We start from the raw sequence: 24,889 nt of genomic DNA, 5'->3' as shown, positions 1-24,889 counted from the left end.
AGTGAACTGGGAAAAGTGACCGGAAAATGGATCTCAACGACCGCGACCGCCGAATTCTGACGCTACTCCAGGAAGATTCCCGTATTTCCAATGCCGATCTCGCAGAAGCTGTAGGCATGTCGCCGTCCGCCCTTTGGCGCCGGGTCAGGGCGCTTGAGGAGGCAGGCATCATCGAACGCTATGGCGCTGTGGTGAACGCTCCAGCAATGGGGCTTGGCTTCCAGGCAATCGTGCATGTCCATCTGACCCGTCATGACCCGGACAAGCTGGTGGAGTTCATCCGCGCCGTTGAAACAAACCCGCTGGTGCAGGAGTGTTATGCCACAACCGGCCAGGCGGATTATCATCTGCGGGTGCTGGCACCGGACCTGGAAGTCTATAACCGGTTTCTTGAGGGCTTCCTGTTCCGCCTGCCAGCAGTCGCCAGTGCGCAGACCAACGTGGTCCTTCGCACGATTAAGAGGGATATGCCTGTGGTGCCCTGAATGAAGCTTCTCCAACACGGACCTCGTGCAAAAAACTAAAGTGCTCAGCAGTGATGTGCGGGGGAATTCTTCGCCGAGAGTGTTCCGGGGGCTGGTTCAGCTCCCAAGTTCGGATCCGCTGCTCAGGTTGCTGCGTATTTCACCCAAGCCCAAGCCATTGCGATGTAGGTCAGCTGGTGCAGCGCCTGGTCCGATCCCATAGCCTGCCAGAACATTGGCTGCTGCGGGTTAAGTTTCTTGCGTTCGGAGAAGCGGGCTTTGCCGAAATCGATGTGGAAATGGACCACCCACTCCAGCACGGCCAGCACAAAAATAAAGCTGAGCGGTGCGCCGAAGAGCAGAAAAATCACTGCTGAACCGACAATGTGGACACCAGCATGCTGCGCGCGCCCCATGTGGGCATAGGCGCAGCGGCCTGACAGCATCTTGGGTGTCTGCAGGAAGAAGTCGGCAAACAAGTGCTTGACCTGCAGGGCGCAGAGCAGCAGCAGAACGGATCCGACGTATTCCGGCAAACCAATTAGTCTCCTGAAAGTGTACTTGGCTGGAACCTTACGGATTTTTCGCCGTCTGGCAAATGTTGCAACTGCAGGGTGCCGCAACGGGATTGGGCAGGTTGCTGCCCATTGCCTGTGCCGGCCAAACCGCGCTACCCATAGAAAAGCCTTGCCTGATGCCGCCAATTACGGAGCTTTCCCATCGAGCGCTCTCTGTTCCGCTTCATCTGGAAATACTCAAAACGCGACCAGCTGGTGCTGCTTATCGTGACCGCATGCCTGTTTCCGTTGCTTTACCTGACGCTTGAGCTGCCGAAACGGATCATCAACGACGCGATTGGTGCCGAAAGCTCGACCATCACCGTGCTGGGCCAGAGTTTCGATCAGCTTACGTTCCTCTGGATTCTTTGCGGCGCCTTTCTGCTATCGGTGCTGTGCCACGGTTTGTTGAAGATGCGGATCAACACCATGAAAGGGGTGCTGGCGGAACGGATGCTGCGCCGTTTCCGGTACCAACTGATCGCCCGTGTCTTGCGCTTCCCGCAACCCTACTTTGAGCGGGTAAGCCAGGGTGAGCTGGTGTCGATGGTTACATCGGAATCCGAACCGATGGGCGGGCTGATGGGGGACGCGGTCAGCCAGCCGGTGCTGCAAGCCGGGCAGATGCTGACCATCCTGTTCTTCCTGTTCTTGCAGAACTTCTGGTTCGGAATGGCGGCGATTGCATTGATTCCGTTGCAGGGCTGGCTGATTCCGATGCTGCAGCGGCAGATCAACCTCTTGAACAAGAAACGTATCAAGCAGGTGCGGTCGCTGGCTACTGAAATCGGGGAAAGCGCGGCAGGCGCTTCGACGCTCAGGATCAATGGCGGCTGGCGTTACCGGATGGCGATCATCACGGCCCGGCTTGGGCGGCTTTACGACATCCGCTTCCAGATCTACCAGAAAAAGTTCTTCATGAAGTTTCTCAACAACTTCATTACCCAGCTGACGCCGTTCTTCTTTTATGCGGTCGGCGGCTATTTGGTTCTTCAGGGCAAGGTTTCGCTGGGGGCGCTGGTTGCCGCGCTGGCCGCGTACAAGGATCTTGCTTCCCCGTGGAAGGAGCTTCTTGCCTATTACAACCAGACCCAGGACATGAGCTTGCGCTGGGATGTGATCCTGGAACGCTTTGCCCCGCAGGGGATGGTGGATGAAGAGCTGCTCACCGGAGAGCCAGGCGAGCTGCAGCAGCTGTCCGGGGACGTGGTACTCGATTCCGTCACCGTGCGGGACACTGATGGCAATCTGGTGCTGGAGGAACTGAGTGCAACCTTCCCGGCCGGTCAGGTAATCGGGATCGCGGCGCCATCCGAAGAAGACCGCAGGGCGCTGTCGGAGCTTCTGACGCGGGAGATACTACCGTCTTCGGGGACTGTCACTGTGGCAGAGCAGGATTTGAGCGGATTGCATCAGGCCGTTGTGGCGGCTCGGATTGGCTATGCCACATCGCGGCCGGTTCTGTTCCAAGGGTCGTTTGGCGACAACGTGATGATGCCGATGCGGATGCGGCCTCAGGGCGAGGCGCAAAATCCACAGGAACTGGAAGTTGCCATTCAGGCGGGGAACAGCCCGGACCCATTCGACGCGCCATGGCTGGACCCCAAGTTGGCTGGATTTTCCAGCGAAGCAGAACTGAGGGGCTGGTGGCTGAAAGTGGTGGAGGGCATCGGCTCAGACACAGCCCTGTTCCGGCGCGGCATTGAGCAGCGGTTCGAAGAAGCCACACATAAGGAACTGGCAGAGCAATTGGTCAGGCTGCGCCCATCGGTGCGTGAGGCGATTGAAAGCGCCGGGCTGGATGTGCACGTGCATTTCTTGGACCCAGAGAGCTACAATCCGGCCCTCCCGGTAGCGGAAAACCTGCTGTTCGCTGCCTCGCACGAGCCGCTGACCGGTGAGATGTTGCACCAGCAAAGAGATTTCCTGGACCAGTTGAAGCAATTGGGCCTTGATGAAAGCCTGGTTGCACTGACTCGCGACGTGGTCGAAATGCTGCGGCAGATTTTTGGCGTCGATGGAACCGGCCATCCGCTATTCCGTAAGCTTGGTCTGGATGTTGCTGCATATGAGGCCGCGCTGGCGCTGGTTGACCGGTCCGGCACTGCGGAAGCATCTTCGCTCAGCCGGGAAGAACTGGCGCAGCTGCTGATCGTGCCTTTCACCATCTCCGCGGAACAGATCGGGCCGGCTTTTGAAGATGATATGAAGGAGCGTATCCTCGGATTCCGGCGCAGTCATGGGGATGGCCTGCTGAAGTCCCTGAGCACAGGCTTTGTGCCTTTTCAACAAGAAGCAATTACCCCCAGTCTCACGGTTCTTGAGAATGCGCTATTCGGCAAGATATCCGATGCCGCCGGTGCCAAGGGCGACGAAGTGCGCAAACTGGTTTCGGACTTGATGGTTCGCGAAGGTTTGCGTGATCAGGTTGTGGAGCTGATCTTCGACATGCCTATTGCCGTCGGCGGGCAGGGGTTGGCAGCCAGTTTTGCGGAGCCGCTTGCCTTCTGCCGAGCTACAATCAAGCGCCCCGACATCCTTATCCTCGACTCCGCGATGGCGAGCTATGACCTGGAAACCCGCGTTGCAGTGCACAAGAACCTGCGTAATCTTCTGCCTGGCACGACGCTGATCTATCTGGCACCCGGGTTTCAGAGCCCGGACGTCTTTGACGTCTATTTTGAGTTGCGCCAAGGCAGGCTGGTCAGTGATGAGGCGCAGGCTGTGTCTGCTGAAGACGGCGCGGCCAGCCAAGATCTGGCGCGCAAGCTTCGTGCGCTGGAACAGACAGAGCTTTTCTCCGGCCTGAACCGCCGGCAGCTACGCCTCTTGGCTTTTGGGGCGCGCTGGTACGATGCCAAGGCGGGCGAGGTGGTTTTCCTTAAAGACGATGAGGCCTCGGATGGTGCTTACATGATCTTGTCGGGTGAGGCAGATCTTCTGCTGCCGCAGGAAGGGAACGAGGACCGGCTGATTGCGCAAGTCGGGCCAGGCCGATTGGTCGGAGAACTGGGACTGATCCGCCAGGAGCCGCGCTCACTAAGCATGGTTGCAGCCAGCGATTTGCGGTGCTTGCGGATCGGCGAGGAAGAGTTCCTGGCAGTTGTCGAGAATGACGCGTCGACCGCTTTCAAACTTCTGCAAGTGGTGGCAGGCTATGTTTCCAACTGATCTGATTGCCCGCGGGAGAAAGTGAAATGAAACTGCTTCGATACCGCATGGGTTCAGAGATGCGCCCGGGGCTTTTGGACAGTTCGGGCGCGGTCCGGGACTTGTCCGCCTACGTGCCCGATATTTCAGGAGCGGCGTTAAGCGATAGCGCGCTGGCCCGGCTGGCTGCCTTGGACCCTGGCAAACTGCCGCTGGTGGAGGGCACACCGGACCTAGGTCCCTGTGTCGGGCAGCCTGGAAAATTTCTTGGTATCGGCCTGAATTACACTGATCACGCCGAGGAAATGGGAATGGCTCTGCCAGAGCACCCGATCCTGTTCCTCAAGGCAACGTCGTCGATCTGCGGGCCGGACGATGACGTTATCCTGCCCCGCGGCTCCGCCGCATCTGACTGGGAGGTTGAGCTGGGCGTGGTGATCGGCACCGAAGCGAAATACGTGACCGAGGCCGAAGCGCTGAAGCATGTCGCAGGGTATTGCGTGATCAACGATGTGTCGGAAAGGGATTTTCAGACCAAGCTTACAGGTCAATGGACCAAGGGCAAAAGCTGCGACACTTTTGGACCTATAGGCCCATGGCTGGTTACCCGGGATGAGGTGCCTGATCCGCAAAACCTTTGGCTGACCTGTGATGTGAATGGCTCTCGGCGGCAGACAGGCAATACCAGTAGAATGGTGTTTACTGTTGCGGAGATCATCTCTCACCTGAGCCAGCTGATGACGCTGCATCCCGGTGACGTGATTGCAACCGGAACGCCGCCGGGCGTCGGAATGGGGGCTAAGCCTGAGCCGGTTTATCTAAGGCCTGGCGATGTGATGCAGCTGGAGATCGAAGGGCTTGGAGTTCAGACGCAGAAAGTCAGGGCAGACGATGTATAATCAAATAAACTGACGTTACAGGCATCTCCCCTGCGACTGAAAGGTAAAGCGCCGCTGGAGCATGTTGGGAATTTAGACGCGGTGCAAACCGGGCCTCCATGAAGAAACAATTCTTCAAATCGCTGCCCCGCAAGCTGTCAGTTTAAAGAATTGGCACTTAGCCGCCATCGCAGAATTGCTTGTGGAGCAGGGCAATCATCTCTTCTGTGTTGTCGTTGCTCAGAGAAAAAAACACCGCTTTGCCATCGCGCCGGGCTTCCACGAGCCCGCCCTCCCGCAGCCGGGCCAGCATTTGGCTCGCTGCTGCTTGGCGCAGGTCCAAGAGCGCTTCCAGTTCGCTGACTGATTTCTCCCCGGAGCTCAGATGGCAAAGGATCATTAGCCTGCCGTCATGCGCGAGGGTTTTCAGGAAAGCCGTCGCAGCTGCAGCTCCTTCCCGCATGTTGGTTTCTGGCGGGTAGCGGTCACTCTTTGTAGGTGGCACTGCTTCAATTCCTGCTGTCTTCCCACAGCCTGCCCGTTGAAGCCGACCGAGGCATCCAGAAGTTGCGTTTCGCTCCTGTATCGGCGGAGAGCCACCGGTAGGGTGCCTGCATGAGCATAGCTGCGCTTGCCAAGGCCGAACCCGATGGGACCGGCAAATTGGTCATTGACCGAGGGCGAGAAAGCGCGCGCAAAACTGCCGGCGGCCTCTAAGGTGGTCCTCGCGTCAAGTCAGCCTGCTGTGCTGCCTTGGTTGAATACGATGACGTTCCGCTTGGCGCTTCCGGTCTTGGTGTCAGCGATAGCCTCGTTGATCTGCTCCAGAGACCAGCGGCCGGAGATCAGCTCTTCCAGCTTCAGCCGCCCCTGCTGATACAAATCAACGATCCAGGGAATGTCCCGCTGGATCACGGTATCACCCATCTTGGAGCCGGTCAGACCCTGGCCCAGGGCAGCCAGAACAACCGGTTCGTACGCGGCCGTTGCCCCCGAATGCGGCATGCCGATCAGGATAGCCTTGCCGCCGCGCGCCAAATAGCGCAGCGCCTGATCATAGGCGGGAATTGCGCCAACTGTAACCAGGACAGCATCAGCGCCGCGTCCGCCAAGTGCCTCCTGGGCGGTTTTCCAGGGTTTCGCATCAGTTGCGAGCACCCCGTGGGTGGCGCCAAACACCTTGGCGGTCTCAAGTTTCTCTGGGCTCATGTCAACGGCGACGATGCGGCGGGCGCCAGCAATCCGGGAACCCTGAATGGCGTTGAGGCCTACACCGCCTGCGCCGATGACCACCACGTCCTGTCCTGCACGCAGCCGGGCCGCATTGACTGCCGCACCCACACCGGTGATCACTCCGCAAGAGATCAGAGCTGCTGCATCCTTGTTCATTTCTGCGGGGATCCTGACGATCTGCCGCTGGTCCACAACCACTTTCTCGGCAAAGGCACCGCACGCCATCGCTTGGTCCAGCGGATCGCCCTTGGCCGTTTTCAAGGGGCCATTCAACGTGTCAAATGATGTTTCGCAGATAACCGGCTTGCCGCTTGCGCAGGAGGGGCAGGTGCCGCAGCTGCGGATCAGCGTGACCACTACGGAGTCACCCATGGCAAAACCCTGCACGCCTGCGCCGACCCCGGTGATCACTCCGGCGGCCTCGTGGCCGTAAACCGCAGGCAGATGCCCGCCCCAGGCGCCTTCGGCAAAGGAAATGTCGCTGTGGCAGATCGCAACTGCGTCCAGCGTGACCTCGACCTCCCCCATTCTAGGCGCTGCCAGTTGCACCTCTTCAATGACCAGAGGGGCGCCGAATTTATGGCAGACAGCGGCTTTGATGGTTTGCATGATCTTCCTCCCCGTTTGCCGTCAGGGTGGCGTGCCAAGGTAGCTGCATCAAGCAGCAATGTGCCAGCCGGTGCGTGTAGTAACGTCACGGAATAACGCGACACAAACCCAGGTGAAATCCTTTCAGGAGTCTCACAGGCTGTCGGCACGCTTGCTGAACTGCAAAGCGTCCCACGGGGCAAGGCCCATCTGCCTGGCGGGGGAAAACAAGGCATCCGTATCCAAGTCCGGATAGCCCCGCGCCACAAGGTCCCGCAGTGGGGTTTGCGAGGCCTGAGCCTCCTGGCACAAGGCCTTCACCGCCGCCTGGGCTTCAGGCCGCGGCATTTGCGCTGCCAGCGAAAAGCTCAGTGCCTCTGCGTGGATCAGGCCCAGCCCCGCCGAGAGCGCTGCCGCCATTGCCTCAGCGCGCGGGGCAATACCCGCGCACAACTCTTTGCCGGTATTTGCGGAGGTGGCAGCGCCCAGAACAATCTGCGGCAGGCACATCCATTCGGTGAACCAGGCCGCGCCGTCGCGCTGATGCTTCTGTATTGAGGCGTGCTGAAGAACCGCGAACAAGCCGCTGCTCTGCCGGGCCAGCGCCGCCAGCACCGAAGGCGCCACCGGGTTCTGTTTCTGCGGCATGGTGGAGGAGGCCCCCGTTCCACCCAGCGATACCTCTTGAATACCGCTTTGCACAAGTGCAGTGCAGTCCTCGCCGATCTTGCCAAAGGCCAGTGTCACACGGAGCAGCCAGTCCGCGATGCGCAGAACCGGAGTGCGGTCGGTATGCCAGCTGCGCCCGGGATCCTGCAGGGCCAGCCCCTTAGCCATGGCAGAGCGCACCTCCGCCGCCTTCGCTCCCAAAGCGCTGGAGGTTCCGGCCGCACCTGATAGGGACACCATCAGGCAGGACTGGCGCAAGCCGGGCAGCTCTTCCAGCAGGTTCAGCAGCGGGGTGCCCCAACCCGCCGCCACCGCGCCAAAGCTGGTCGGGGTCGCGTGCTGTCCGTAGGTGCGGGCAGCCATCGGCCGCTCGGCATGCGCCTTGGCCAGTTTGCCCAGCGACTGGACTGCGGTCTTCACATCCGCCTCAACCAGCGCCAGTGCCTGGCGCAGCCGCAGCATCAGCGCGCTGTCCATGATGTCCTGCGAGGTGGCCCCCCAATGCACATACTGCGCATGCTCGGGCGCCTTCATTTCTTCGCGGAATGCGGCCACCAGCCCCGGAACCGGCACACCGTTCTGCCCCGCGGGCCGTTTCAGAACACCCGGGTCGACGGCGATCTCGACCACAGCACGCCCGATCGCAGCCGCGCTTTCCGGCGGGATCACACCTGCTTCGCCCTGCGCCTTGGCCAGCGCGCCCTCCACCAGCAGCATGGCGCGCACTTCGGCGCTGTCCGAGAACAGGCGGCTGGCCTCGCCGCTGCTGAATAGGCCGCCATAGATTTGGCTGTCAAAGACAGTACCTGCCATCAGAAGTCCTTTGCAATCTGCCCCATCAGCTCTGCCAGACCTTCAGGGTCGGCGAAGAAGGGCGAATGGGATGTGTTCATATCATGTGCCCGCCGGGGCGGCAGGCGGGCCGCCATCTGAGCCTGGTATTCCGGCGGAATGACCCGGTCTTCGGTGCAGCGGATGTAGGCCTTGGGCACGCCCTCGAACCGTTCGCTCAGGTGGACCGGCGTGTCCTGCGCCAGGATTGGCTGTTCACAGAGGTTTTCCATGGCAAAGCGCACCGCTTCGGCCGGGCAGTCGTGATAGAATAGGTCCGGCGTGGTCTCCGGCACCAGGCTGTATGCGGTGCCTGCCTCGTTCTTCCGGGTTGCGCCTTCCAGGGTCTGCCGGGGCCCTGCCTTGCGCATGCCGATAAGGGACATACCGCTGACCGGCAGATAGGCGCAAAGATAGATCAGCCCGCGCGATCGCTCTGGATGCGCCTCCGCGGCCGCAGAAATGGGAAAACCGCCCCAGGAATGCCCGACGATCAGGGTGTCCGGGGTGGAAGCCGCGGCGACTGCCTCCGCCGTTTCGGCCAGTGTAACCCCCGCGGGATCACGCCCGTCGGCATGGCCGGGCAGGCTGATGGTGCGGGCAGTGTGGCCCCGGGCCTCAAGCGCCGGGACCACGTCGCGCCAGCACCATGGGCCGTGGCAGGAACCGTGAACAAGAAGAAACTCAGCCAATGTGCCCGGTCTCCCTCAGGAAGGCCGCCAGGCGGTCAGCGAATTCATCCGGCTGCTCGACGCAAGGAATATGGCCTGCGCGCCGGATCAGATGAAACTGGCTGCCGGGGATCAGGTCCACCGTTTCACGCACCAGGTCGGGCGGGGTGGAGCCGTCCTCGGATCCTGCGATGCCAAGGCAGGGCAGCCGCAGACCGCTGGTCGGCGTGTAGAAATCGGTGCCCGCAATCGCCGCGCAGCAGCCCGCATAACCATCGCGGGATTGCTGAATCAGCATGTTGCGCCACAGTTGCAGCGCCGGCGCTGACCGGAAGCCGCGGGCAAACCAGCGCTCCATCACCGCATCGGCCAGTGCCTCAATGCCGTCGCTTTGAACGGTCCGAACCCGTTCTTTCCACATCTCGGTGGTGCCGATCTTGGCGGCGGTGTTCGACAGCACCAGCGCACGGATTTGGTCCAGCCGCTTCACCGCCAGCCCCTGCGCGATCATGCCGCCGATCGACAGGCCCACGAACATGCAGTCGCGCACTTCCAGGTAGTCCAGCAGCCGCTCCGCATCCCGCACAAGCGCGCCCATTGAATAGGGGGCAGGCGGGCAGGAGGACAGCCCATGCCCGCGCTTGTCGTAGCGGATGATGCGCAATCCTGCGGGCAGCCTTTCCACCACAGCATCCCAGACTCTCAGGTCCGTGCCGAGTGAATTGGCAAACACAATGGGGGCGCCGCCTGCGTCGCCGTCAATGCGGTAGTGAAGCTGGACGTCGCCCAGGTCTGCGATCTGCATGGGGTACCTCATCTCTGCTCCGCCGCAGTCTACCTGTTCCGGAGCTGGGAGGTAAAGCAATCGGCAGGGTTCAGCTGCGCAGTTCCATATGGGCCATGATCTGGCCGTGATCGGAAGCGAGTTTGTTGTATGGGGCTTCCGGGTGGCTGCCATCGGTAAGATGGTCGTTGAAGACGCTGTAGTAGTGCATCTTGCCGACCGCTCCGTGCCAATCCGGGTCAAAATGGCGGGACATGTAGATCTGGTCTATACTCTCATGCACGCCGCCAAATGCAGTAGTGTAGACCACATCGCGCAGGGATTTCCGCAGGAACATGTTCTCTGCCGAGCGCAGCCGCACCCGGTCGATAGCTTCCCGGATCTGCACATCCTCCTCCTCGCTGTAACGGTCGCCCGGATGCTCGGCGTTATGCCTCAGCGTCCAGGCATAGTTCCTGAACGGCACCTCACCGGAGATAATCTCGCTGCTGACCGCATGTTCGCCGTCGTTGAAATCCCCCAGCACCATCACGGGGCGCCCCTGATCCAGCTCGTCCAGCACCGCGCGGCGCAGTACCCAGGCTTCTCCCATCCGCCGCAACGCCGCGCGCAGCGCACCCATAGCCCGGCCCGCAGCATCATAGGCCGTCAGCACGGTCTCGGGCGGGTAGGGGGCGCCTTGCGGCTTGATGTATTCACCAAGTTTCGACTTCAGATGACAGTTGAATACGCTGATCACCTGATCGCCCACGGGCACCCGCACCTTCAGGATCGGGCGCGACAGCCGCCGCAGGGTATAAAAACCTGCATCTTCTTCCTCACCGAGACAGGCCATAGGTATGTCCAATGGCTGTGCCAGATCCTGAATTACCTCAGGCTCGCCCTCAAACCCGAATCGTGAAAGCACCGCCAGTCCGGGCCGCCGCTTGCCCGGCTTGCCGGTGTCATTAAGGTTGGGGGCAAAAGCAAGCTCCGCCTCGGCATAGGAGCCATAGGCCAGTTTCTGGAAAATTGCCTTGCGGTGATAGCGTTTCGCTGGATCCGGGATGCTGGCCGCATTGGCCTCTGCCCCGCGGCGGTCCGCCTCGGCGACCACCTGCCGCAAAGGCGCCTCCTCGAAAATTTCCTGAAACCCGACGATGTCGGCGTTCAGCGTCAGCAGCTGGTCGGCCATCCAATCCGCCTTCCACGCGTACTCTTCAGGCGTGTAGCTTTGAAAGCGGTAGTATTCCCGCTCCGGGCCGATCAGGTTTTTGACGTTGAACGAGGCGATGGTGAAACGTGTCATGACGTGTCCCCTTGGCTGCCGCGCGGACCATCGCGCGGCCAGGTCTCAAGCATAACGCGAGAGCGCTTCCCGGAACAGCTCTGCATCGACGTTGCCGCCGGTTGCCACAGCAATCACCGCACCGCCTTCAATCTGGCCCGCGTGGAACAGGGCTGCCGCCAGCGATGCGGCCCCGCCGGGCTCCAGCACGATCTTCAGCCGCAAGAAGGCCAGCGCCATGGCCTGCAGCGCCTCGTCCTCTGTGATCACAATGCCCGGCCCGCACAGGCGGTTGAGGATCGGGAATGTGATATCCCCCGGCTGCGGCGTCAGGATGGCGTCGCAGATGGAGCCGGACAGGCTGGGGTTTTGCTGCACCTCACCCGAGGCCAGGGAGCGGGTTACGTCGTCGAAACCCTCGGGTTCCACCGGCCGGACACTCAGCCCCGGCGCACGGGCTTCAAGCGCAAGGGCGATGCCCGAGGACAACCCGCCGCCGCCGCAGTTTACCAGCACATCCGCCGTGCTGACGCCTTCCGCCTCGGCCTGTTCGGCAATTTCTAGCCCGCAGGTGCCTTGACCGGCAATCACCAGTGGTTCGTCATAGGGTTTGATCAGCGTCAGCCCTCGTGCTTCCGCATGCAAGGCGCCAACCGCCTCGCGGCTTTCGCCGCCCGCACGGTCATACAGCACCACCTCGGCGCCCAGATCGCGGGTGTTCCGGATTTTCAGCTGCGGCGCGTCCGCTGGCATAACGATCACTGCCGGCGCCTCATGCGCCTTGGCTGCGGCGGCCACGCCCTGCGCATGGTTGCCGCTGGAGTAGGCGATCACGCCGCGCTTACGCTCTTCTTCGCTCAGCGCCGAGACCGCCGACCAGCCGCCGCGGAACTTGAAGGATCCAGTGTGCTGCAGGCATTCCGCCTTCACCAGCAGGCGCCGCCCGGCAATCTCGTCCAGGAACGGCGAGGACAGAAGCGGAGTCTTGCGGGCATGGCCCTTCAGCCGCTCCGCCGCGGCTTCGATCATGGCAATTGAGGTCATCTGATCTGGTCCAGAACTGAATGGATGAGGGCGAGCGCGTCCGGCTCGTCCAAAAAGGGCACATGGCCGCGGTTCGCTATTTCGGCGGCCTGCAACGCGGGCAGGCGGCGCTGCATCTCCGCGAAGGTTCCGGCGCCCAGAATATCGGAGTTCGCGCCGCGGATCACGCCGCAGGGCAGGCCGTCCAGCGCCAGGAACAGTGGCCAAAGATCCGGCGGCGGGCCCGCTTCTGCCTGCGCCAGCAGCGCGTCGCGCAGGCGCGGGTCATAGCGCAGGGAAAGCCCCTCCGGCGTTTGGTCATAAAAGGCTTCTGCCTCCTCCTTCCAGCGGGCAGCGGGCACGTCAGGAAAAGCGGGTGCCATCAAGGCGCTGAGGGTCTCAGCAGCCTGTTCCCAGGTCTTTGCCGCCGGGCGGCGGCCCACGTATTCCATGATCCTTGCAATGCCCCCGGGTGGGATCTCCGGACCGACGTCATTCAGGATCACCGCCGAAAGCCTGTCCTTGGCCATCGCCGCCAGCGTCATCGCGACCAGCCCGCCGCGGGAGGTGCCAAGGATGGCAGCTTGGCCGAGGCCCAGATGATCCAGCAGCGCCAGCACGTCCTGTGATTCGCGCAGAACGTTGTAATTCAAGAAGTACGGGTCATGATCCGACTGCCCGCGTCCGCGCGCGTCCAGCGTTATCATCCGGTACCGTGCGGCATGCGGCGCGAAGTAGCGGAAATCCCGGCTATCCCGGGTCAGGCCGGCGAGGCACAGAAGCGGCGAGCCTGAGCCCGCATCTGAGTAATGCAGCCGCAGTCCGTCAGAAGTGTCAAAATGTGGCATGAGCGCTTCAGTCCTTGGCGAGGTCAGGGATAGTCGTCAGATCCGGCAGGATATGCGCGGGTTTCCAGGGCAGCCGGTCCACTGGCTCGCCGGCTCGGTTCACCCAGGCGGTGGCGAAGCCATAGCCGGAAGCGCCCGCAGCATCCCAGCCGTTGGAGGAAACGAACAGCACGTCTTCCGGTGCGCAGCCAAACCGCTTTCCGACCAGATCGTAAACCCGGGCGTCGGGTTTGAAGATGCCGACGCTTTCCACCGACAGCACATCATCCAGCACGCCCCCCAGTCCCGCTGACTGCACCGCGCCATCCAGCATCGCGGGAGAACCGTTCGACAGGATTGCAGTGTTCATGCCCGCGTCCTTCAGTGCTTGCAGCATCGCAGGGACTTCCGGGTAGGCCTGCAGCTCCCAGTACAGATCCAGGAGCCGCTGGCGCAGCGCCTTATCGCCGTGAAGCCCCGTCGCCTCCATAGCCCAGTCCAGCCCGTCCTGGGTCACGTCCCAGAAATCGGCGTGTGCATTGGTGATGGCCCGCAGCCAGGTGTACTGCAGCTGTTTCAGCCGCCAGTGGCTGGCGAGCTCCGCCCAACTGTCCCGCAGGTGCGGAAACTCGGGTTCGCCAGCGGCCTGCCTTGCCGCAGCGGCGACATCGAACAAAGTTCCGTAGGCGTCGAAGATACAGGTGGTAATTGGCATGGTTCGCTCCCCTGCGGCGAGACTTGCATGATGCGGCAGGAGGGGCAAAGCAGGAAATTGTACCCATACGGGTTTACATCGCGTCCGGGGGCGCTAGGCTGCGCCCCTTTATCAAACCGTAACCGATTGGAGGTCTCATGACCGGGGTAAAGAACGGCGACACCGTGCGCATCCACTACACTGGCAAGCTGACGGATGGCACCGTTTTCGACAGTTCCGAAGGGCGCGACCCTTTGGAGTTCACCGTTGGTGCAGGCCATGTGATCGCGGGCATGGATGCAGGCCTTGAGGGCATGAGCACTGGCGACAAGAAAACCCTCGAAATCCCCTGCACCGAAGCTTACGGGCCGATCAACCCTGCTGCGCGCCAGGAAATCCCGCGCGAGGGCATTCCGGCGGACATCCCGTTGGACCTCGGCACCCAGCTGCAGATGCAAAGCCCCGACGGACAGGTGCTGCCGGTGACGGTGGTTGAAGTCAGCGACGAAACCGTGACGCTGGACGCCAACCATTTCCTGGCGGGTAAGGACTTGGTGTTCGATATCGAGTTGGTTTCAGTAAACTGAACCAGCAAAAGGAAAAGGCGCCCAGAGTGGCGCCTTTTTTGTCGATGCCGGAGCAAATGAGGGCCGTTACAGGTGATCCGGCTGCGGCATCCCCAGGATGTGGAAGCCGCCATCGACCCGGATGATCTCGCCGGTGGTGCAGGCGCCTGCATCCGATGCCAGATAAACCGCTGTGCCGCCAACGGCCTCCAGCGTCGCGTTGTCACGCAGCGGCGCATTTTGCGCGGTGTGCTTGAATGTCTTGCGCGCGCCGCCGATGGCAGCTCCGGCCAGTGTCTTCATCGGGCCGGGAGAGATCGCGTTCACGCGGATTCCTTCCGGGCCCAGGTCGTTGGCCAGATAACGGGTTGCCGATTCCAGCGCTGCCTTGGCCACTCCCATCACGTTGTAGTTCGGAACCACCTGGTTCGAACCTTGATAGGTCAGGGTCAGCAGGGTACCGCCGTTATCCTTCATCAGCGGATAGGCGCGGCGTGCGACTTCGATGAAGGAATAGGCGGAGATATCCAGTGAGTTCTTGAAGTTCGCCCGGCTGGTGTCCAGAAAACGGCCGGTTAGCTCGTTCTTGTCCGAGTAGGCAATCGCGTGCACCACAAAGTCAATCGCGGGCCAGCGTCCCGCCAGCTGCTCAAACGCAGCGTCCAGCGAGGCATCGTCGGTCACATCCACGTCGACCATGAAATCCGATCCAACGCTCTGCGCCAGCGGCTCCAGCCGCTTGCCGAAAGCCTCGCCCTGGTAGGTGAAGGCCAGCTCGGCCCCTGCGTCCGCCATCGCCTTGGCAATACCCCAGGCGATGGAGCGGTCGTTGGCCACGCCCATAATCAGGCCGCGTTTGCCTGTCAGCAGTCCTGCCATCGTCGCTTATCCCTTGTACTTGCTCAGAACCATCGACCCGTTGGTGCCGCCAAAGCCGAAGCTGTTGGTCATCACCGAGTCGAGGCCGGCGTTTTCCACCAGGCTGGTGGCAATCTCACCCGGCTGGATGCCGTCGGCGAGGGTGTCGACGTTGATCGACGGGGTGATGAAGTCATTGTCGAGCATCAGGAGGCAGAAGATCGCCTCCAGCGCGCCGGCAGCGCCCTGGGCGTGGCCGGTCATCGACTTGGTGGAGGAGATCGGCGGCACATTGCCTTCGCCGAACACCCGGCGGGCGGCTTCAACTTCGCCAACATCGCCGACCGGGGTCGAGGTGCCGTGCGCGTTGATGTAATCCACCCTGCGGCCCTCGGGCAGGGTCGACAGCGCCAGCCGCATCGCCCGCTCGCCGCCCTCGCCGGACGGCGCCACCATATCGTGGCCGTCAGAAGTTGCGGCAAAGCCGGTCACCTCTGCATAGATCTTGGCGCCGCGGGCCAGCGCATGCTCCAGATCCTCCAGCACCACGATGCCGCCGCCGCCGGAGATCACGAACCCATCGCGGTCCTGATCAAAGGCGCGGGAGGCTTTCTCCGGGTCGTCGTTCTTTTTCGACGACATCGCGCCCATGGCGTCGAACAGGCAGCTGAGGGTCCAGTCCAGCTCCTCGCCGCCGCCGGCAAACATCACGTCCTGCTTGCCCATCATGATCTGCTCGGCTGCATTGCCGATGCAGTGCAGCGAGGTCGAGCAGGCCGAAGTGATCGAATAGTTGATGCCTTTGATCTTGAAGGCGGTCGCAAGGTTCGCGGAGATCGTCGAGGACATGCATTTCGGCACTGCAAAGGGACCGATGCGCTTGGTTGCACCGGATTTCAGCACGGTCTGATGCGCGGTCAGCATGGCAGAGGTCGACGGGCCGCCGGAGCCTGCCACCAGGCCAGTGCGCTCGTTGACCACCTGGTCTTCGGACAAGCCCGCATCGGCAATCGCCTGGCTCATCGCAATATGCGCGTAGGCGGCACCGGGGCCCATGAACCGCAGGGTGCGTTTGTCCACATGCTCGGCCACGTCGATCTTCAGCGTGCCGGCCACCTGGCTGCGGAAGCCGTGCTCAGCCATTTCCGGGCTGGCAACGATACCGGATTTCCCGGCCTTCAAAGAGGCGGTGACCTCTTCGGCATTGTTCCCGATGGAGGAGACAATCCCCAAACCGGTGACGACGACGCGGCGCATGTGCGTACTCCTGTTTCTGTGACTTTTGTCCTGCCGGAAAGCGTATCAGCTTTCGGACAGGGCCACTTTCATATCTTTGACCTGGTAGATCACATCGCCGTCCGCCTCGACGATGCCGTCGGCGACACCCATGGTCAGGCGGCGGGTCTGCACGGCTTTGGTGAAGTTCACGCGGTAGGTCAGCATCTTGCGGTCCGGGCGTACCATGCCGGTCAGCTTCACTTCGCCCACACCCAGCGCGTAACCGCGGCCCTGCCAGCCGCGCCAGCCCAGGTTGAAGCCGGTCAGCTGCCACAGGCCGTCCAGGCCCAGGCAGCCGGGCATGATCGGGTTGCCGGGGAAATGGCAGTCAAAGAACCACAGGTCCGGGGTGATGTCGAACTCCGCAATCACATGGCCCTTGCCGTGCTCGCCGCCGTCACCGGAAATCTCGGTGATGCGGTCCATCATCAGCATCGGCGGCGCCGGCAGCTGGGCGTTGCCGGGACCGAACAGCTCGCCCCGCGCGCATTTCAGCAAATCGTCCTTGTCAAAGCTGCTGGGGTAATCGGCCATTCGGGCGCATCTCCTGCCTGAGGTTCGTGTATATATATCTGGATCCCTGTAACACCCGGCCAAAGGGTCCTGCAAGGGTACCCCGCGTCACTTCCTGCACTGAATGTGCCACAGGCGCATCGGATCTGGCCTGCCAGCTGCGAATGAATTTCATTTGAAAAACCCTGGGTGTTGCTCCTATATATACGGTCAGCAACGCGAAGCAGGACCTGCTCATGACGCCGAACAGCGAAGAAGTGGCCACACGCTGGCTGACAGATGCCGGGCTGAGACCCACCCGGCAGCGGGTTGCGCTCGCCGAATTGCTGGTGGGCGACGGCAAGCACCGCCACATTACCGCCGAAAGCCTGTTCGAGTCGGCCAAGAAAAACGGGGCTGCGGTGTCTTTGGCCACGGTTTACAACACGCTGCGCGCCTTTTGCGATGCTGGCGTGCTGCAGGAGATCCCGTTGGACGGCTCGAAAAGCTATTTCGACACCAATACCCACGACCATCCCCATTTCTTCTGGGAGGATGAGGGCCGCGTCAGCGATGCCCCCGCGCAGGACCTTGTGATCCACAAACTGCCGGAAGCGCCGGAGGGGATGGAAATCGCTTCAGTCGACGTAGTGATCCGTTTGCGCAAGGTCTGACCGGGCGGCATTCAGCGCTGATTTTAGTATGCAATGCGCCTGATGCGCCGCGGACGTCTCGGGCAGATCCGCATGCGCAGCCAGAATCACCGGTTCTTCAGCCCCCGCATCCGTGACCCGTATTGCGCTTAAGGCTTTGCCGTCATAGCTCATCCTGCCAGGCGGCAGACTGTAGCTGATGCCAACGCCCTCACCGTTGGCCGCAAGACTGCGCAGAAGCTCCAGCGAGCCGGCCCGGTGCGCAATCTGCGGCACCAGCCCATGCGCCTTGAACAAACCCAGCATATGATGCATCGACAGGCCCTCCTGCGACAGAACCAGCGGGTGCTCCGCCAGCTCCGACAGGGATATCCCGCTGCGTGCAGCCAAAGGGTGGTCCGGCGGCACCAGCGCATGCGGTGACAACCGCTGCAATTCTGCCCGGCTAAAGCCTGCGTCAAGCCCCAGGTCATAGGTGATCGCCAGGTCCGCTTCTCCTTCAGAAAGAGCATTTATCAGCGGCTCAAACCCGCAGGCCTTGTGGCTGATTTCCACTTCGGGCAAGGCCTCGCGCAACGCCTTCAGCGCCGGCGCCAGCAGAAAGGGGGCAAGGTCCGAGAAGCAGACCAGCGCCAGCCGCTGCTGCCCGGCGCCCGCAGCATTTGGATTCTCCAGAAGAGCAGCCTGTTCCAGCAGCGCCTGGGCTTTTTCCGCAAACCGCCTGCCCAGCGGCGTCATTGCCAACGCCGCCCCGCGGCGGCGCAGGAACAGCGGGTGGCCCAGGTGGTCCTCAATCCGGCTGAGCGCAGCGGAGAGCGCAGGCTGGCTCACATGCACGGCATCAGCCGCGGCTGACAGGCTGCCGTGCCGGGCCACAGCACAGATGTATTCATAGTGGCGCAAAGTTAGGTATAACATGGGGCGAAGGGTATATTAGAAAGATATGATTTGAAACTATGCCATGGGCCGCGGCAGGAAGAGCGCATCAGAATTGCATCAATCAGCAGCGGAGGCAGCAATGGTCCATCCCCTCATCACCCCGGAGCATGTCGAACAATTCCAGCGTGACGGCGTGGTGCTGATCCGCGGCCTGTTTGCGAACCAGGTCGAGCTGCTGCGTGCGGGCGTCGCCGCCAACATCGACAACCCGGGCCCCTATGCCTCGAACAACGAAAAGGCAGGCCAGACCGGACGCTTCTTTGACGATTACTGCAACTGGACCCGGATCCCTGAGTTCCGGCAGGTGATTCAAGAGTCTCCTGTTGCAGAAGTCGCAGCCGATCTGATGAAATCCACTTCGGTGCAGATGTTCCATGATCATGTGCTGGTCAAGGAGCCGGGCACCTCGATGCCGACCCCCTGGCATCAGGACGGGCCCTATTACTTCGTCGAGGGTCAGCAGACCATCAGCTTCTGGTCGCCGCTGGATGAGGTGAAGGAGGCCACACTGCGCTGTGTGGCCGGCTCGCATAAATGGGAGAAGGAAGTGCTGCCGACCCGCTGGGTGTCGGAAGAGGATTTCTTCCCGGATGAAGGCCAGTACATGGCCGTCCCGGACCCGGATGCCGAGGGCATGACGGTGCTGGAATACCCGATGCAGCCGGGCGATGCGGTGGCCTTCAACTACAAGACCCTGCACGGCGCCCGCGGCAATACTTCCACCTCGCGCCGCCGCGCATTCTCGCTGCGCTTGGTGGGCGATGACGCGCGCTATGTGGAGCGCCCGGGCCGCACTTCGCCGCCCTTCCCGGGCCATGATATGCAGCCTGGCCAGCGCTTGCGTGAGGATTGGTTCCCGATCCTGCTGCAGCGGTAGAAGGGAGGGGGTGTTGCCCCCTCAGGCCTTCGGCCTTCACCCCCGGAGTATTTTCCAGAGAAGAAGGGCCGGGCGGGGCTACTTCTTCAGGTCGCGGCGGATGCCCATATTTTCGGCGTTTGAAAACGAACACGTCTTGCAGATGCCGAACTGCTTGAGAAAGCCGCGCTTGCGGGCGCGGGCGGCCTCGTCAGAGCGGTAAGCGGCAAGGAAGCCGTCCTGTTCGACGTTCGGCAGTTGAATCACTTGGTCGTAGTCAATGCAGCAAAGGCCCAGATCGCCATTCCAGAAAACCACCGACTGGAACAGTGGCACTGTGCACATGGCATGGCTGGTGTGACGCGGGTGGCGGCGCAGTTCCTTCTGGCGCGGCAGGAAATGGGCAAATTCGCGTTTCTGGTCGGCTGAGGTGTAGGACCCGATCGAGAAGGTTTTGAACCGGACCCGGTCGAAACCGGCATCTTTGGCCCAGGCCTCCATTTCGTCCATTTGCGGTTCCGAATAGCTGGTCAGCAGCGTCTGCAGCACGGTGACAGGCGACTTGGAGCCGATCTGCTTCTTGATGCTCAGGAATTCTTCGATGCTGGCCTTGACGTTGTCGAAGTCGGAGTTGACCCGGTAGGTCTCCTGCGCTTCCTTGGAAAAACCGTCCATGCACAGGTTCACCCGGGCAAGGCCGGACCGGATCAGCCGCTCGCTCATCTCGGGCGTCAGGCGGGTGGCATTGGTCGATAGATAAGTGTCGTGGCCGTTTTCATGGGCGTAGGCTATAAAGTCCGGCAGATCCTTGTGCAGGGTGGGTTCGCCCGAAAAGCTGAAGTAGATCGCAGGCTTTTCCCGCTGGTCTTTGAAATCGTCGATGATCTTGCGGAACACATGCGGCTTCATCATGCCGCGCTTGCGCTTCATCGCAAAGGTCACCGGGCAGACCGGGCAGCGAAGGTTGCAGCTGTTGGTTGCGTCGATGATGATGATCTTGGGCGGCCGCCGGAAATAGGCAAGCGGCAGGAACCGGGCCAGGAAATGCAGTGCCCGCTCGTGCAGCCCCGGAGGATTGTCCGGCAGGTCAGGCTGCGCAGAAACCGGCTTGAGGTCCGGGGCGGGAGTGAGGTCTTGCATCTGGCCGTCTCCGATTAGTGCGTGCACGAACAACCTTAATGGCCGCGGCCCGCATGGCAAGTGCTTGCCTGGTAACGCGGCGTGAGCAAAGCGTGAGTCTTGGCCGCAATCGGAACTGCAGTCTGAGCGGGCCGGTGGAGTTGCCGGCAGCATGCTTCTGGCCAAACAGGGCGGATGACGGCTCGCCCGGGAGGCCATCATCCGGCCGCGCATTCGAGGGATTAAAGTCGCCGGAACGAAGCGTCAGAACAGTGTTAAACGGGCGGCTTGCCCTTCACTACGCGCGCAACCATTGCGACAACGAAGAGGATCAGGAAAATGACGAATAGGATCTTTGCGATGCCGGCAGATGCGCCGGCAATGCCGCCGAATCCAAGCAGAGCTGCGACCAGTGCGATCACCAGAAATGTTATTGCCCAACCAAGCATGTCTCTTCTCCTTTTCAGGGGCTGCCGGAAGCAGCAGTCAGAATATCAACCCCCGGACACGGGTTTTGTTCCCTGGCCGCTCGCCCAGCGGCATCAGATGGCTCATGATCATCCGGGTTGATACCGGTCTGGCAAGCACTGGCCACAGCAGCAGTTGGGATTGCCTTTCCAGTTCTCTCTCGGCTTCACGGCCCATCAGGACCAGCCTGCCGCCGCGGCTGCAAGCAATCTGGTCAATCCTGAGGCCAGCTACCATTTCAGATCCGCATTCCATGAAGGCCACTGCGATCCCGCGGTAGCGCGACAGGGCTGGCAGGGCCGCTTCCTGGCTCCTCAGCACGCTGATTTCCGCGGCAGGATCAAAGTCCAGTATGGCGTCGCAGATATCGCAGGTGACCAGATAGTTCCTTGACGCAATCAGGTAGACATGCGGGCACCCGCGGTTCAGCCGCTCCATTGCTTCGTTCCCCTTATGGCCTGCTATTCTGGAACTATTCGGCCTCGGGCGCATTAAACTGTGACATAGATCAGAAGGGGAATGATGATGTCTGCGACCGCCTGACAGAACTGCCCGCTGCGCAAGCGTGGTGTTTTCAAGCCACTGTCACGCGAAGAAGTCGCCTTCACCCAATCTTTCAAAACCGGTGAAATGGTGGATGCAGGCACCACCATCCTTCTGGAAGGATCAAACAGTCCGCAGCTATTCACTGTCCTCAAGGGCATGGGGCGCGCTGCAAAACCTTGGAAAACGGCAGGCGGCAGGTGATTAATTTCCTGTTCCCGGGCGATTTCGCCGGTCTGCAGGCGGGGCTTTTGGGCGAGATGAAGCATTCCGTTGAAGCAACCACCAGCATGACGCTCTGCGTGTTCCGCCGGTCTGCGCTGTTCGAACTGTTCCAGCACCACCCCGAGCGGGCCTACGATCTGACCTGGATTGCCGCTGTAGAGGAGCATTTCCTGGGGGAAACCATTGCTTCGCTTGGTCAGCGGGACGCCCGGCAGCGCATCGCCTGGGCGCTGGTTAGGATCTATGAGCGGCTGAAGGCAGTCGGGATGGAGGTGAAGAACGCGGTGCCGCTGCCCTACCGCCAGCAGGACCTTGCCGATGCGCTTGGTTTGTCCCTGGTGCACACAAACAAAATGCTGAAGACCTTGCGCGACGCCAAGCTGGCGGAATGGCAGGACGGGATGCTGAAGATCAAAAACATACCAGCGCTCGCTGAAATTGCGTTGATCGAAGACCCCGCCCCGGATATCCGGCCGCTGATCTGACGAGCCCGGAAGCGGCCTGCCCGTTGCTCATTCTGAAACGGCAACAGCCTAACCCGCTGTCCGGCAGGACCAGCACAACAATCTCCAAATAATGCAATGCCAGTGGCATGGAACATTTTCAACGGCTGCGGGTTGGGTAGGTGAAATCCGCAACAGAAAGGTATAGGCATGCTTTACTGGGCAGTAGTCTTCCTGGCCGTTGCAATCATCGCCGGCATCTTCGGATTTAGCGGCATTGCCACGGCCTCCGCAGGGATCGCACAGATCCTGTTCTACATCTTTTTGCTTCTCTTCGCGGCAGCCTTGATCGTCCGGCTGCTTCGCGGCGCTTCCCGCTGAAGGCGTTCTGCGCGTGACCTCTTGCAGACACCGGGCATTTTCTTGCTGGCCGGGCGGAACAATCTGGCCCCGCCTGCGTTTCCGCTAACGTACGTAACCTGCAACAGGAAAAGGAGTATCCCATGACTGGCGCACTAACCGCCGTCCCAAGCCCCGACAAAGTTGAAACCGGCGTCAGGGACACCGGCGCAATCGCTGACGGCTTGGCGGATGTGCTTGCAGATACCTACCGACTGGTCTTCAAGACCCATGCCTGCCACTGGAATGTGGAAGGCCCGGCCTTCTACTCGATGCACAAGCTGACGGAAGAGCAGTATGAGAACATGTTCTCCGCGGCCGATGACCTGGCAGAGCGCATCCGCGCCTTGGGGCACCTGGCGCCATCGCGCATGGACGAAGTGCTGAACCGGTCCAAGATCGAAGATCCCGGCGGAGAGCTCAGCGCCGGTGAGATGGCCCAGGATCTGGCTGAAAGCCATGCGCGGATCGCACTGCGGATGCATGCGCTTGCTGAACTTGCAGGCCGCCGCCGCGATATCGTGACAGAGGACCTGGCAACCGCGCGGTCTGCCTTCCATGAACAGGCCGCCTGGATGCTGCGGGCAATCGCCAAGTCGTAGTCTTGAATTTTTCCGCTGCCCTGCCTGCGTATTCTGGGCAGGGCAAGTCAAAGCCCCCGGCCGGACCTTCGGCTGGGGGCTTTTTGGTAGATATCAACAGCAAGCCGGACCGCAGTAACGGTCCGGACAATTCTGAGGAAACTAAAGAGCAGTCTTCAGACCTTCAGTGTTTCCGTCGAAGAGAAGAACATCGCCTGACTGACGGCAGAACGGACTTGCTCCTCCGTATAGGGTTTGGAAATCAGAAAGGCCGGTTCAGGACCTTCCCCTGTGAGCAGCCGTTCGGGGTAGGCGGTGATGAAAATAACCGGGCGATCGCCGTGTTTTTCCAGAATGCCGTTCACGGCGTCAATGCCGCTGGAATTGTCGGCCAGCTGGATATCAGAGAGCACAAGGTCGGAGGGGGCGCCGGATGCAAGCTCCATTGCCTGAGCCTCGGTCCGGGCGATACCGGTGACACTGTGGCCCATACCCGTGACGATGGCTTCCAGGTCCATGGCGATAACGGCCTCGTCCTCGATGATCATCACCCGCCCGGCAGTTGCGCGCGACATTTCCTCGTAAGCGATTGAAATCAGATCGGATGCCTCATCTTCGCTGACCCCCATGATGACGCCGGTGCTGGCGGCGCTGAATTCTTCAATGGTGTGCAGCAGCAATGCTTCACGGGTGTTCGGCGTCAGCTGGCGCAGATGCCTTTGCGCCTTGGCGGCAAGCCCGGTGTCGGTCTCATCTTCGCCTGCCGGTGCCCCGGTGGTAGACCAGATTGCATGGAAGACCCGGAACAGGGCGGCCTTGGGTGACAGGCTGCTGTCATACTCGGCTTCCCCGGCCAGGATCGCCTCCAGCGCCGCCAGGGCATATTTGTCGCCGCTGCTCTGGCTGCCTGTCAGCGCACGCGCATAGCGGCGCAGATAGGGCAGGTTGGCGCCAATCTGGCTGGCGATCAGTTCTCCCGATTGAGCGGTCATTGTGCGACGTTCCCTTTTTTACAATATATATGGAACTATACGCCCCGCCGCGCGTTTGGTTCCAGAAACTGCGCAAAAATTTGATGGATCGCATGACACAGCCTCAACGTGCCCGGCCCCGGAATAAGCAGGCCGACCGCGAAATCGATGAAAACCTCAAGCGGGCGTTCGAGCAGGTCGCCAGCGAACCGGTGCCGGACCGGTTCACAGACCTGCTGAAACGGCTGAAGGAAAAGGAGGCCTTGGAGAAGGCGAAGCAGTCAGGGGAGAGTACCTCAAATGACTGAGACACAGCTTGACCCAAGGGACGACCTGATCAACCATCTGGGCGCCTTGCGCGCCTTCGCCATCAGTCTGACCCGCAACAGCGCCACTGCCGATGACCTGGTGCAGGAGACTCTGGTCAAGGCCTGGACCAATATCGAGAAATTCGAAGCTGGCTCCAACATGCGTGCCTGGCTGTTCACGATCCTGCGCAACACCTTTTATTCGCTGCGCCGCAAGCGCAAGCGCGAGGTCGAGGATGCCGATGGGGCACTGTCGGGCAGCCTGGCGCAAAAACCCGATCACGACGGGCGGCTGCATTTGCGCGATTTCCAGACGGCCTTTGCCCAGTTGACCGATGAGCAGCGCGAGGCGCTGGTGCTGGTCGGCGCAGGCGGTTTTTCCTACGATGAGGCCGCCGAGATGTGCGGCGTTAAAACCGGCACCATCAAGAGCCGGGTGAACCGCGCCCGCGCCCGCTTGGCTGAGCTGATGGACCTGGACGAAGACGGTCAGATCGAGCTGACCGACTCCGTTACAGCAGGGATTGTCGCGCAGCAGAGCGCCGCATGATTGC

At 61.4% G+C, this 24,889-nt stretch carries 28 protein-coding genes and 1 pseudogene; 11 read left to right on the top strand and 18 right to left on the bottom strand.

What is annotated here, in order from left to right; translation table 11 throughout:
- Positions 1-26 precede the first annotated feature (26 nt).
- Positions 27-485 carry an Lrp/AsnC family transcriptional regulator gene (locus tag GKC28_RS07355; protein WP_174146254.1) on the top strand — a complete coding sequence of 153 codons (459 nt, stop codon included), beginning with the start codon at positions 27-29 and terminating at the stop codon, positions 483-485.
- A 122-nt stretch (positions 486-607) separates the two neighbouring features.
- Here the strand turns inward: GKC28_RS07355 and GKC28_RS07350 are convergent, their stop codons facing one another.
- Entirely contained in the window at positions 608-1,000 is a 393-nt protein-coding gene (locus GKC28_RS07350; RefSeq protein ID WP_174146267.1) for a DUF3307 domain-containing protein, read from the bottom strand.
- Between the two features lie 234 nt (positions 1,001-1,234).
- Between GKC28_RS07350 and GKC28_RS07345 the strand changes: the two genes are divergently transcribed.
- Both GKC28_RS07345 and GKC28_RS07340 read left to right on the top strand, forming a co-directional pair.
- On the top strand, positions 1,235-4,192 hold the full coding sequence (locus GKC28_RS07345) for an ABC transporter transmembrane domain-containing protein (RefSeq protein WP_174146266.1): 2,958 nt from the start codon (positions 1,235-1,237) through the stop codon (positions 4,190-4,192).
- A 26-nt stretch (positions 4,193-4,218) separates the two neighbouring features.
- Positions 4,219-5,070: a fumarylacetoacetate hydrolase family protein gene (locus GKC28_RS07340; protein ID WP_174146253.1), complete on the top strand. Its 852-nt coding sequence runs from the start codon at positions 4,219-4,221 to the stop codon at positions 5,068-5,070.
- 157 nt (positions 5,071-5,227) lie between these two features.
- On the opposite strand, the gene GKC28_RS07335 is transcribed toward GKC28_RS07340, so the two are convergent.
- The 9 genes from GKC28_RS07335 to GKC28_RS07295 form a co-directional block, all read right to left on the bottom strand.
- Complete coding sequence (locus tag GKC28_RS07335; RefSeq protein ID WP_174146265.1) at positions 5,228-5,512, bottom strand: helix-turn-helix transcriptional regulator; 285 nt, start codon at positions 5,510-5,512, stop codon at positions 5,228-5,230.
- A gap of 272 nt (positions 5,513-5,784) precedes the next feature.
- Positions 5,785-6,891: a Zn-dependent alcohol dehydrogenase gene (locus GKC28_RS07330; protein WP_174146252.1), complete on the bottom strand. Its 1,107-nt coding sequence runs from the start codon at positions 6,889-6,891 to the stop codon at positions 5,785-5,787.
- A gap of 132 nt (positions 6,892-7,023) precedes the next feature.
- A complete protein-coding gene (locus GKC28_RS07325) occupies positions 7,024-8,352 on the bottom strand; it encodes a lyase family protein (RefSeq protein ID WP_174146251.1) in 1,329 nt (442 codons plus the stop codon).
- Positions 8,352-9,062, bottom strand: coding sequence for an alpha/beta fold hydrolase (locus tag GKC28_RS07320; RefSeq protein ID WP_174146250.1), 711 nt, complete (start codon positions 9,060-9,062; stop codon positions 8,352-8,354). The genes GKC28_RS07325 and GKC28_RS07320 overlap by 1 nt, the downstream gene beginning before the upstream one ends.
- On the bottom strand, positions 9,055-9,846 hold the full coding sequence (pcaD, locus tag GKC28_RS07315; RefSeq protein ID WP_174146249.1) for a 3-oxoadipate enol-lactonase: 792 nt from the start codon (positions 9,844-9,846) through the stop codon (positions 9,055-9,057). Before pcaD ends, GKC28_RS07320 begins: the two co-directional genes overlap by 8 nt.
- A gap of 70 nt (positions 9,847-9,916) precedes the next feature.
- Positions 9,917-11,113: an endonuclease/exonuclease/phosphatase family protein gene (locus GKC28_RS07310; RefSeq protein WP_174146248.1), complete on the bottom strand. Its 1,197-nt coding sequence runs from the start codon at positions 11,111-11,113 to the stop codon at positions 9,917-9,919.
- 45 nt (positions 11,114-11,158) lie between these two features.
- Complete coding sequence (locus GKC28_RS07305; protein WP_174146247.1) at positions 11,159-12,136, bottom strand: threonine/serine dehydratase; 978 nt, start codon at positions 12,134-12,136, stop codon at positions 11,159-11,161.
- Positions 12,133-12,963, bottom strand: a complete 831-nt coding sequence (locus GKC28_RS07300; RefSeq protein WP_174146246.1) for an alpha/beta fold hydrolase — start codon at positions 12,961-12,963, stop codon at positions 12,133-12,135. Before GKC28_RS07300 ends, GKC28_RS07305 begins: the two co-directional genes overlap by 4 nt.
- A 7-nt stretch (positions 12,964-12,970) precedes the next feature.
- Positions 12,971-13,657 carry a haloacid dehalogenase type II gene (locus GKC28_RS07295; protein WP_174146245.1) on the bottom strand — a complete coding sequence of 229 codons (687 nt, stop codon included), beginning with the start codon at positions 13,655-13,657 and terminating at the stop codon, positions 12,971-12,973.
- A 137-nt stretch (positions 13,658-13,794) separates the two neighbouring features.
- On the opposite strand from GKC28_RS07295, the gene GKC28_RS07290 reads away from it, so the two are divergent.
- Positions 13,795-14,223, top strand: coding sequence for a peptidylprolyl isomerase (locus GKC28_RS07290; protein ID WP_174146244.1), 429 nt, complete (start codon positions 13,795-13,797; stop codon positions 14,221-14,223).
- 66 nt (positions 14,224-14,289) lie between these two features.
- Here GKC28_RS07290 and GKC28_RS07285 read toward each other — a convergent pair whose 3' ends face one another.
- From GKC28_RS07285 to fabA, 3 genes are read right to left on the bottom strand one after another with little or no spacing between them, the layout of a single operon-like run.
- The gene (locus GKC28_RS07285; RefSeq protein ID WP_174146243.1) at positions 14,290-15,081 is read right to left on the bottom strand and encodes an enoyl-ACP reductase; all 792 of its coding nucleotides are present in this window, start codon (positions 15,079-15,081) and stop codon (positions 14,290-14,292) included.
- A 6-nt stretch (positions 15,082-15,087) separates the two neighbouring features.
- A complete protein-coding gene (gene fabB, locus GKC28_RS07280) occupies positions 15,088-16,317 on the bottom strand; it encodes a beta-ketoacyl-ACP synthase I (RefSeq protein WP_174146242.1) in 1,230 nt (409 codons plus the stop codon).
- Positions 16,318-16,362: 45 nt separating this feature from the next.
- Positions 16,363-16,872 (bottom strand): bifunctional 3-hydroxydecanoyl-ACP dehydratase/trans-2-decenoyl-ACP isomerase, encoded by a 510-nt coding sequence (gene fabA / locus GKC28_RS07275; RefSeq protein ID WP_174146241.1) that lies wholly within the window; start codon positions 16,870-16,872, stop codon positions 16,363-16,365.
- A 215-nt stretch (positions 16,873-17,087) separates the two neighbouring features.
- On the opposite strand from fabA, the gene irrA reads away from it, so the two are divergent.
- A complete protein-coding gene (gene irrA / locus GKC28_RS07270) occupies positions 17,088-17,504 on the top strand; it encodes an iron response transcriptional regulator IrrA (protein WP_174146240.1) in 417 nt (138 codons plus the stop codon).
- Here irrA and GKC28_RS07265 read toward each other — a convergent pair.
- Positions 17,469-18,401 carry a LysR family transcriptional regulator gene (locus GKC28_RS07265; protein WP_174146239.1) on the bottom strand — a complete coding sequence of 311 codons (933 nt, stop codon included), beginning with the start codon at positions 18,399-18,401 and terminating at the stop codon, positions 17,469-17,471. The genes irrA and GKC28_RS07265 overlap by 36 nt on opposite strands.
- Before the next feature lie 100 nt (positions 18,402-18,501).
- On the opposite strand from GKC28_RS07265, the gene GKC28_RS07260 reads away from it, so the two are divergent.
- Positions 18,502-19,299, top strand: coding sequence for a phytanoyl-CoA dioxygenase family protein (locus GKC28_RS07260; protein ID WP_174146238.1), 798 nt, complete (start codon positions 18,502-18,504; stop codon positions 19,297-19,299).
- A gap of 78 nt (positions 19,300-19,377) precedes the next feature.
- On the opposite strand, the gene GKC28_RS07255 is transcribed toward GKC28_RS07260, so the two are convergent.
- The 3 genes from GKC28_RS07255 to GKC28_RS07245 all read right to left on the bottom strand — a co-directional run bounded on the left by GKC28_RS07255 (position 19,378) and on the right by GKC28_RS07245 (position 21,303).
- The gene (locus GKC28_RS07255) at positions 19,378-20,418 is read right to left on the bottom strand and encodes a radical SAM/SPASM domain-containing protein (protein WP_174146237.1); all 1,041 of its coding nucleotides are present in this window, start codon (positions 20,416-20,418) and stop codon (positions 19,378-19,380) included.
- A gap of 254 nt (positions 20,419-20,672) precedes the next feature.
- The gene (locus tag GKC28_RS07250; RefSeq protein ID WP_174146236.1) at positions 20,673-20,846 is read right to left on the bottom strand and encodes a DUF1328 domain-containing protein; all 174 of its coding nucleotides are present in this window, start codon (positions 20,844-20,846) and stop codon (positions 20,673-20,675) included.
- Positions 20,847-20,883: 37 nt separating this feature from the next.
- The gene (locus GKC28_RS07245; protein ID WP_174146235.1) at positions 20,884-21,303 is read right to left on the bottom strand and encodes a hypothetical protein; all 420 of its coding nucleotides are present in this window, start codon (positions 21,301-21,303) and stop codon (positions 20,884-20,886) included.
- Positions 21,304-21,495: 192 nt separating this feature from the next.
- Between GKC28_RS07245 and GKC28_RS07240 the strand changes: the two are divergent.
- The 3 genes and pseudogenes from GKC28_RS07240 to GKC28_RS07230 all read left to right on the top strand — a co-directional run bounded on the left by GKC28_RS07240 (position 21,496) and on the right by GKC28_RS07230 (position 23,077).
- Positions 21,496-22,118 (top strand): annotated as a pseudogene (locus GKC28_RS07240) (Crp/Fnr family transcriptional regulator).
- A 168-nt stretch (positions 22,119-22,286) separates the two neighbouring features.
- Complete coding sequence (locus GKC28_RS07235) at positions 22,287-22,457, top strand: DUF1328 domain-containing protein (protein ID WP_174146234.1); 171 nt, start codon at positions 22,287-22,289, stop codon at positions 22,455-22,457.
- Between the two features lie 122 nt (positions 22,458-22,579).
- Positions 22,580-23,077 carry a Dps family protein gene (locus tag GKC28_RS07230; RefSeq protein ID WP_174146233.1) on the top strand — a complete coding sequence of 166 codons (498 nt, stop codon included), beginning with the start codon at positions 22,580-22,582 and terminating at the stop codon, positions 23,075-23,077.
- A 155-nt stretch (positions 23,078-23,232) separates the two neighbouring features.
- Here GKC28_RS07230 and GKC28_RS07225 read toward each other — a convergent pair whose 3' ends face one another.
- Positions 23,233-24,048 carry a response regulator gene (locus GKC28_RS07225; RefSeq protein WP_174146232.1) on the bottom strand — a complete coding sequence of 272 codons (816 nt, stop codon included), beginning with the start codon at positions 24,046-24,048 and terminating at the stop codon, positions 23,233-23,235.
- An 83-nt stretch (positions 24,049-24,131) separates the two neighbouring features.
- Here GKC28_RS07225 and GKC28_RS07220 point away from each other — a divergent pair, with 83 nt between their 5' ends.
- Positions 24,132-24,335 carry a NepR family anti-sigma factor gene (locus tag GKC28_RS07220; RefSeq protein ID WP_254604175.1) on the top strand — a complete coding sequence of 68 codons (204 nt, stop codon included), beginning with the start codon at positions 24,132-24,134 and terminating at the stop codon, positions 24,333-24,335.
- The gene (locus GKC28_RS07215; protein WP_174146231.1) at positions 24,328-24,885 is read left to right on the top strand and encodes an RNA polymerase sigma factor; all 558 of its coding nucleotides are present in this window, start codon (positions 24,328-24,330) and stop codon (positions 24,883-24,885) included. Before GKC28_RS07220 ends, GKC28_RS07215 begins: the two co-directional genes overlap by 8 nt.
- Positions 24,886-24,889 lie beyond the last annotated feature (4 nt).

This window comes from Leisingera sp. ANG59 (genome assembly GCF_013317235.1).
Taxonomy (GTDB): domain Bacteria; phylum Pseudomonadota; class Alphaproteobacteria; order Rhodobacterales; family Rhodobacteraceae; genus Leisingera.
The sequence above is the reverse complement of the archived record's forward strand: the minus strand, read 5'-3'. Positions and strand labels throughout refer to the sequence as shown.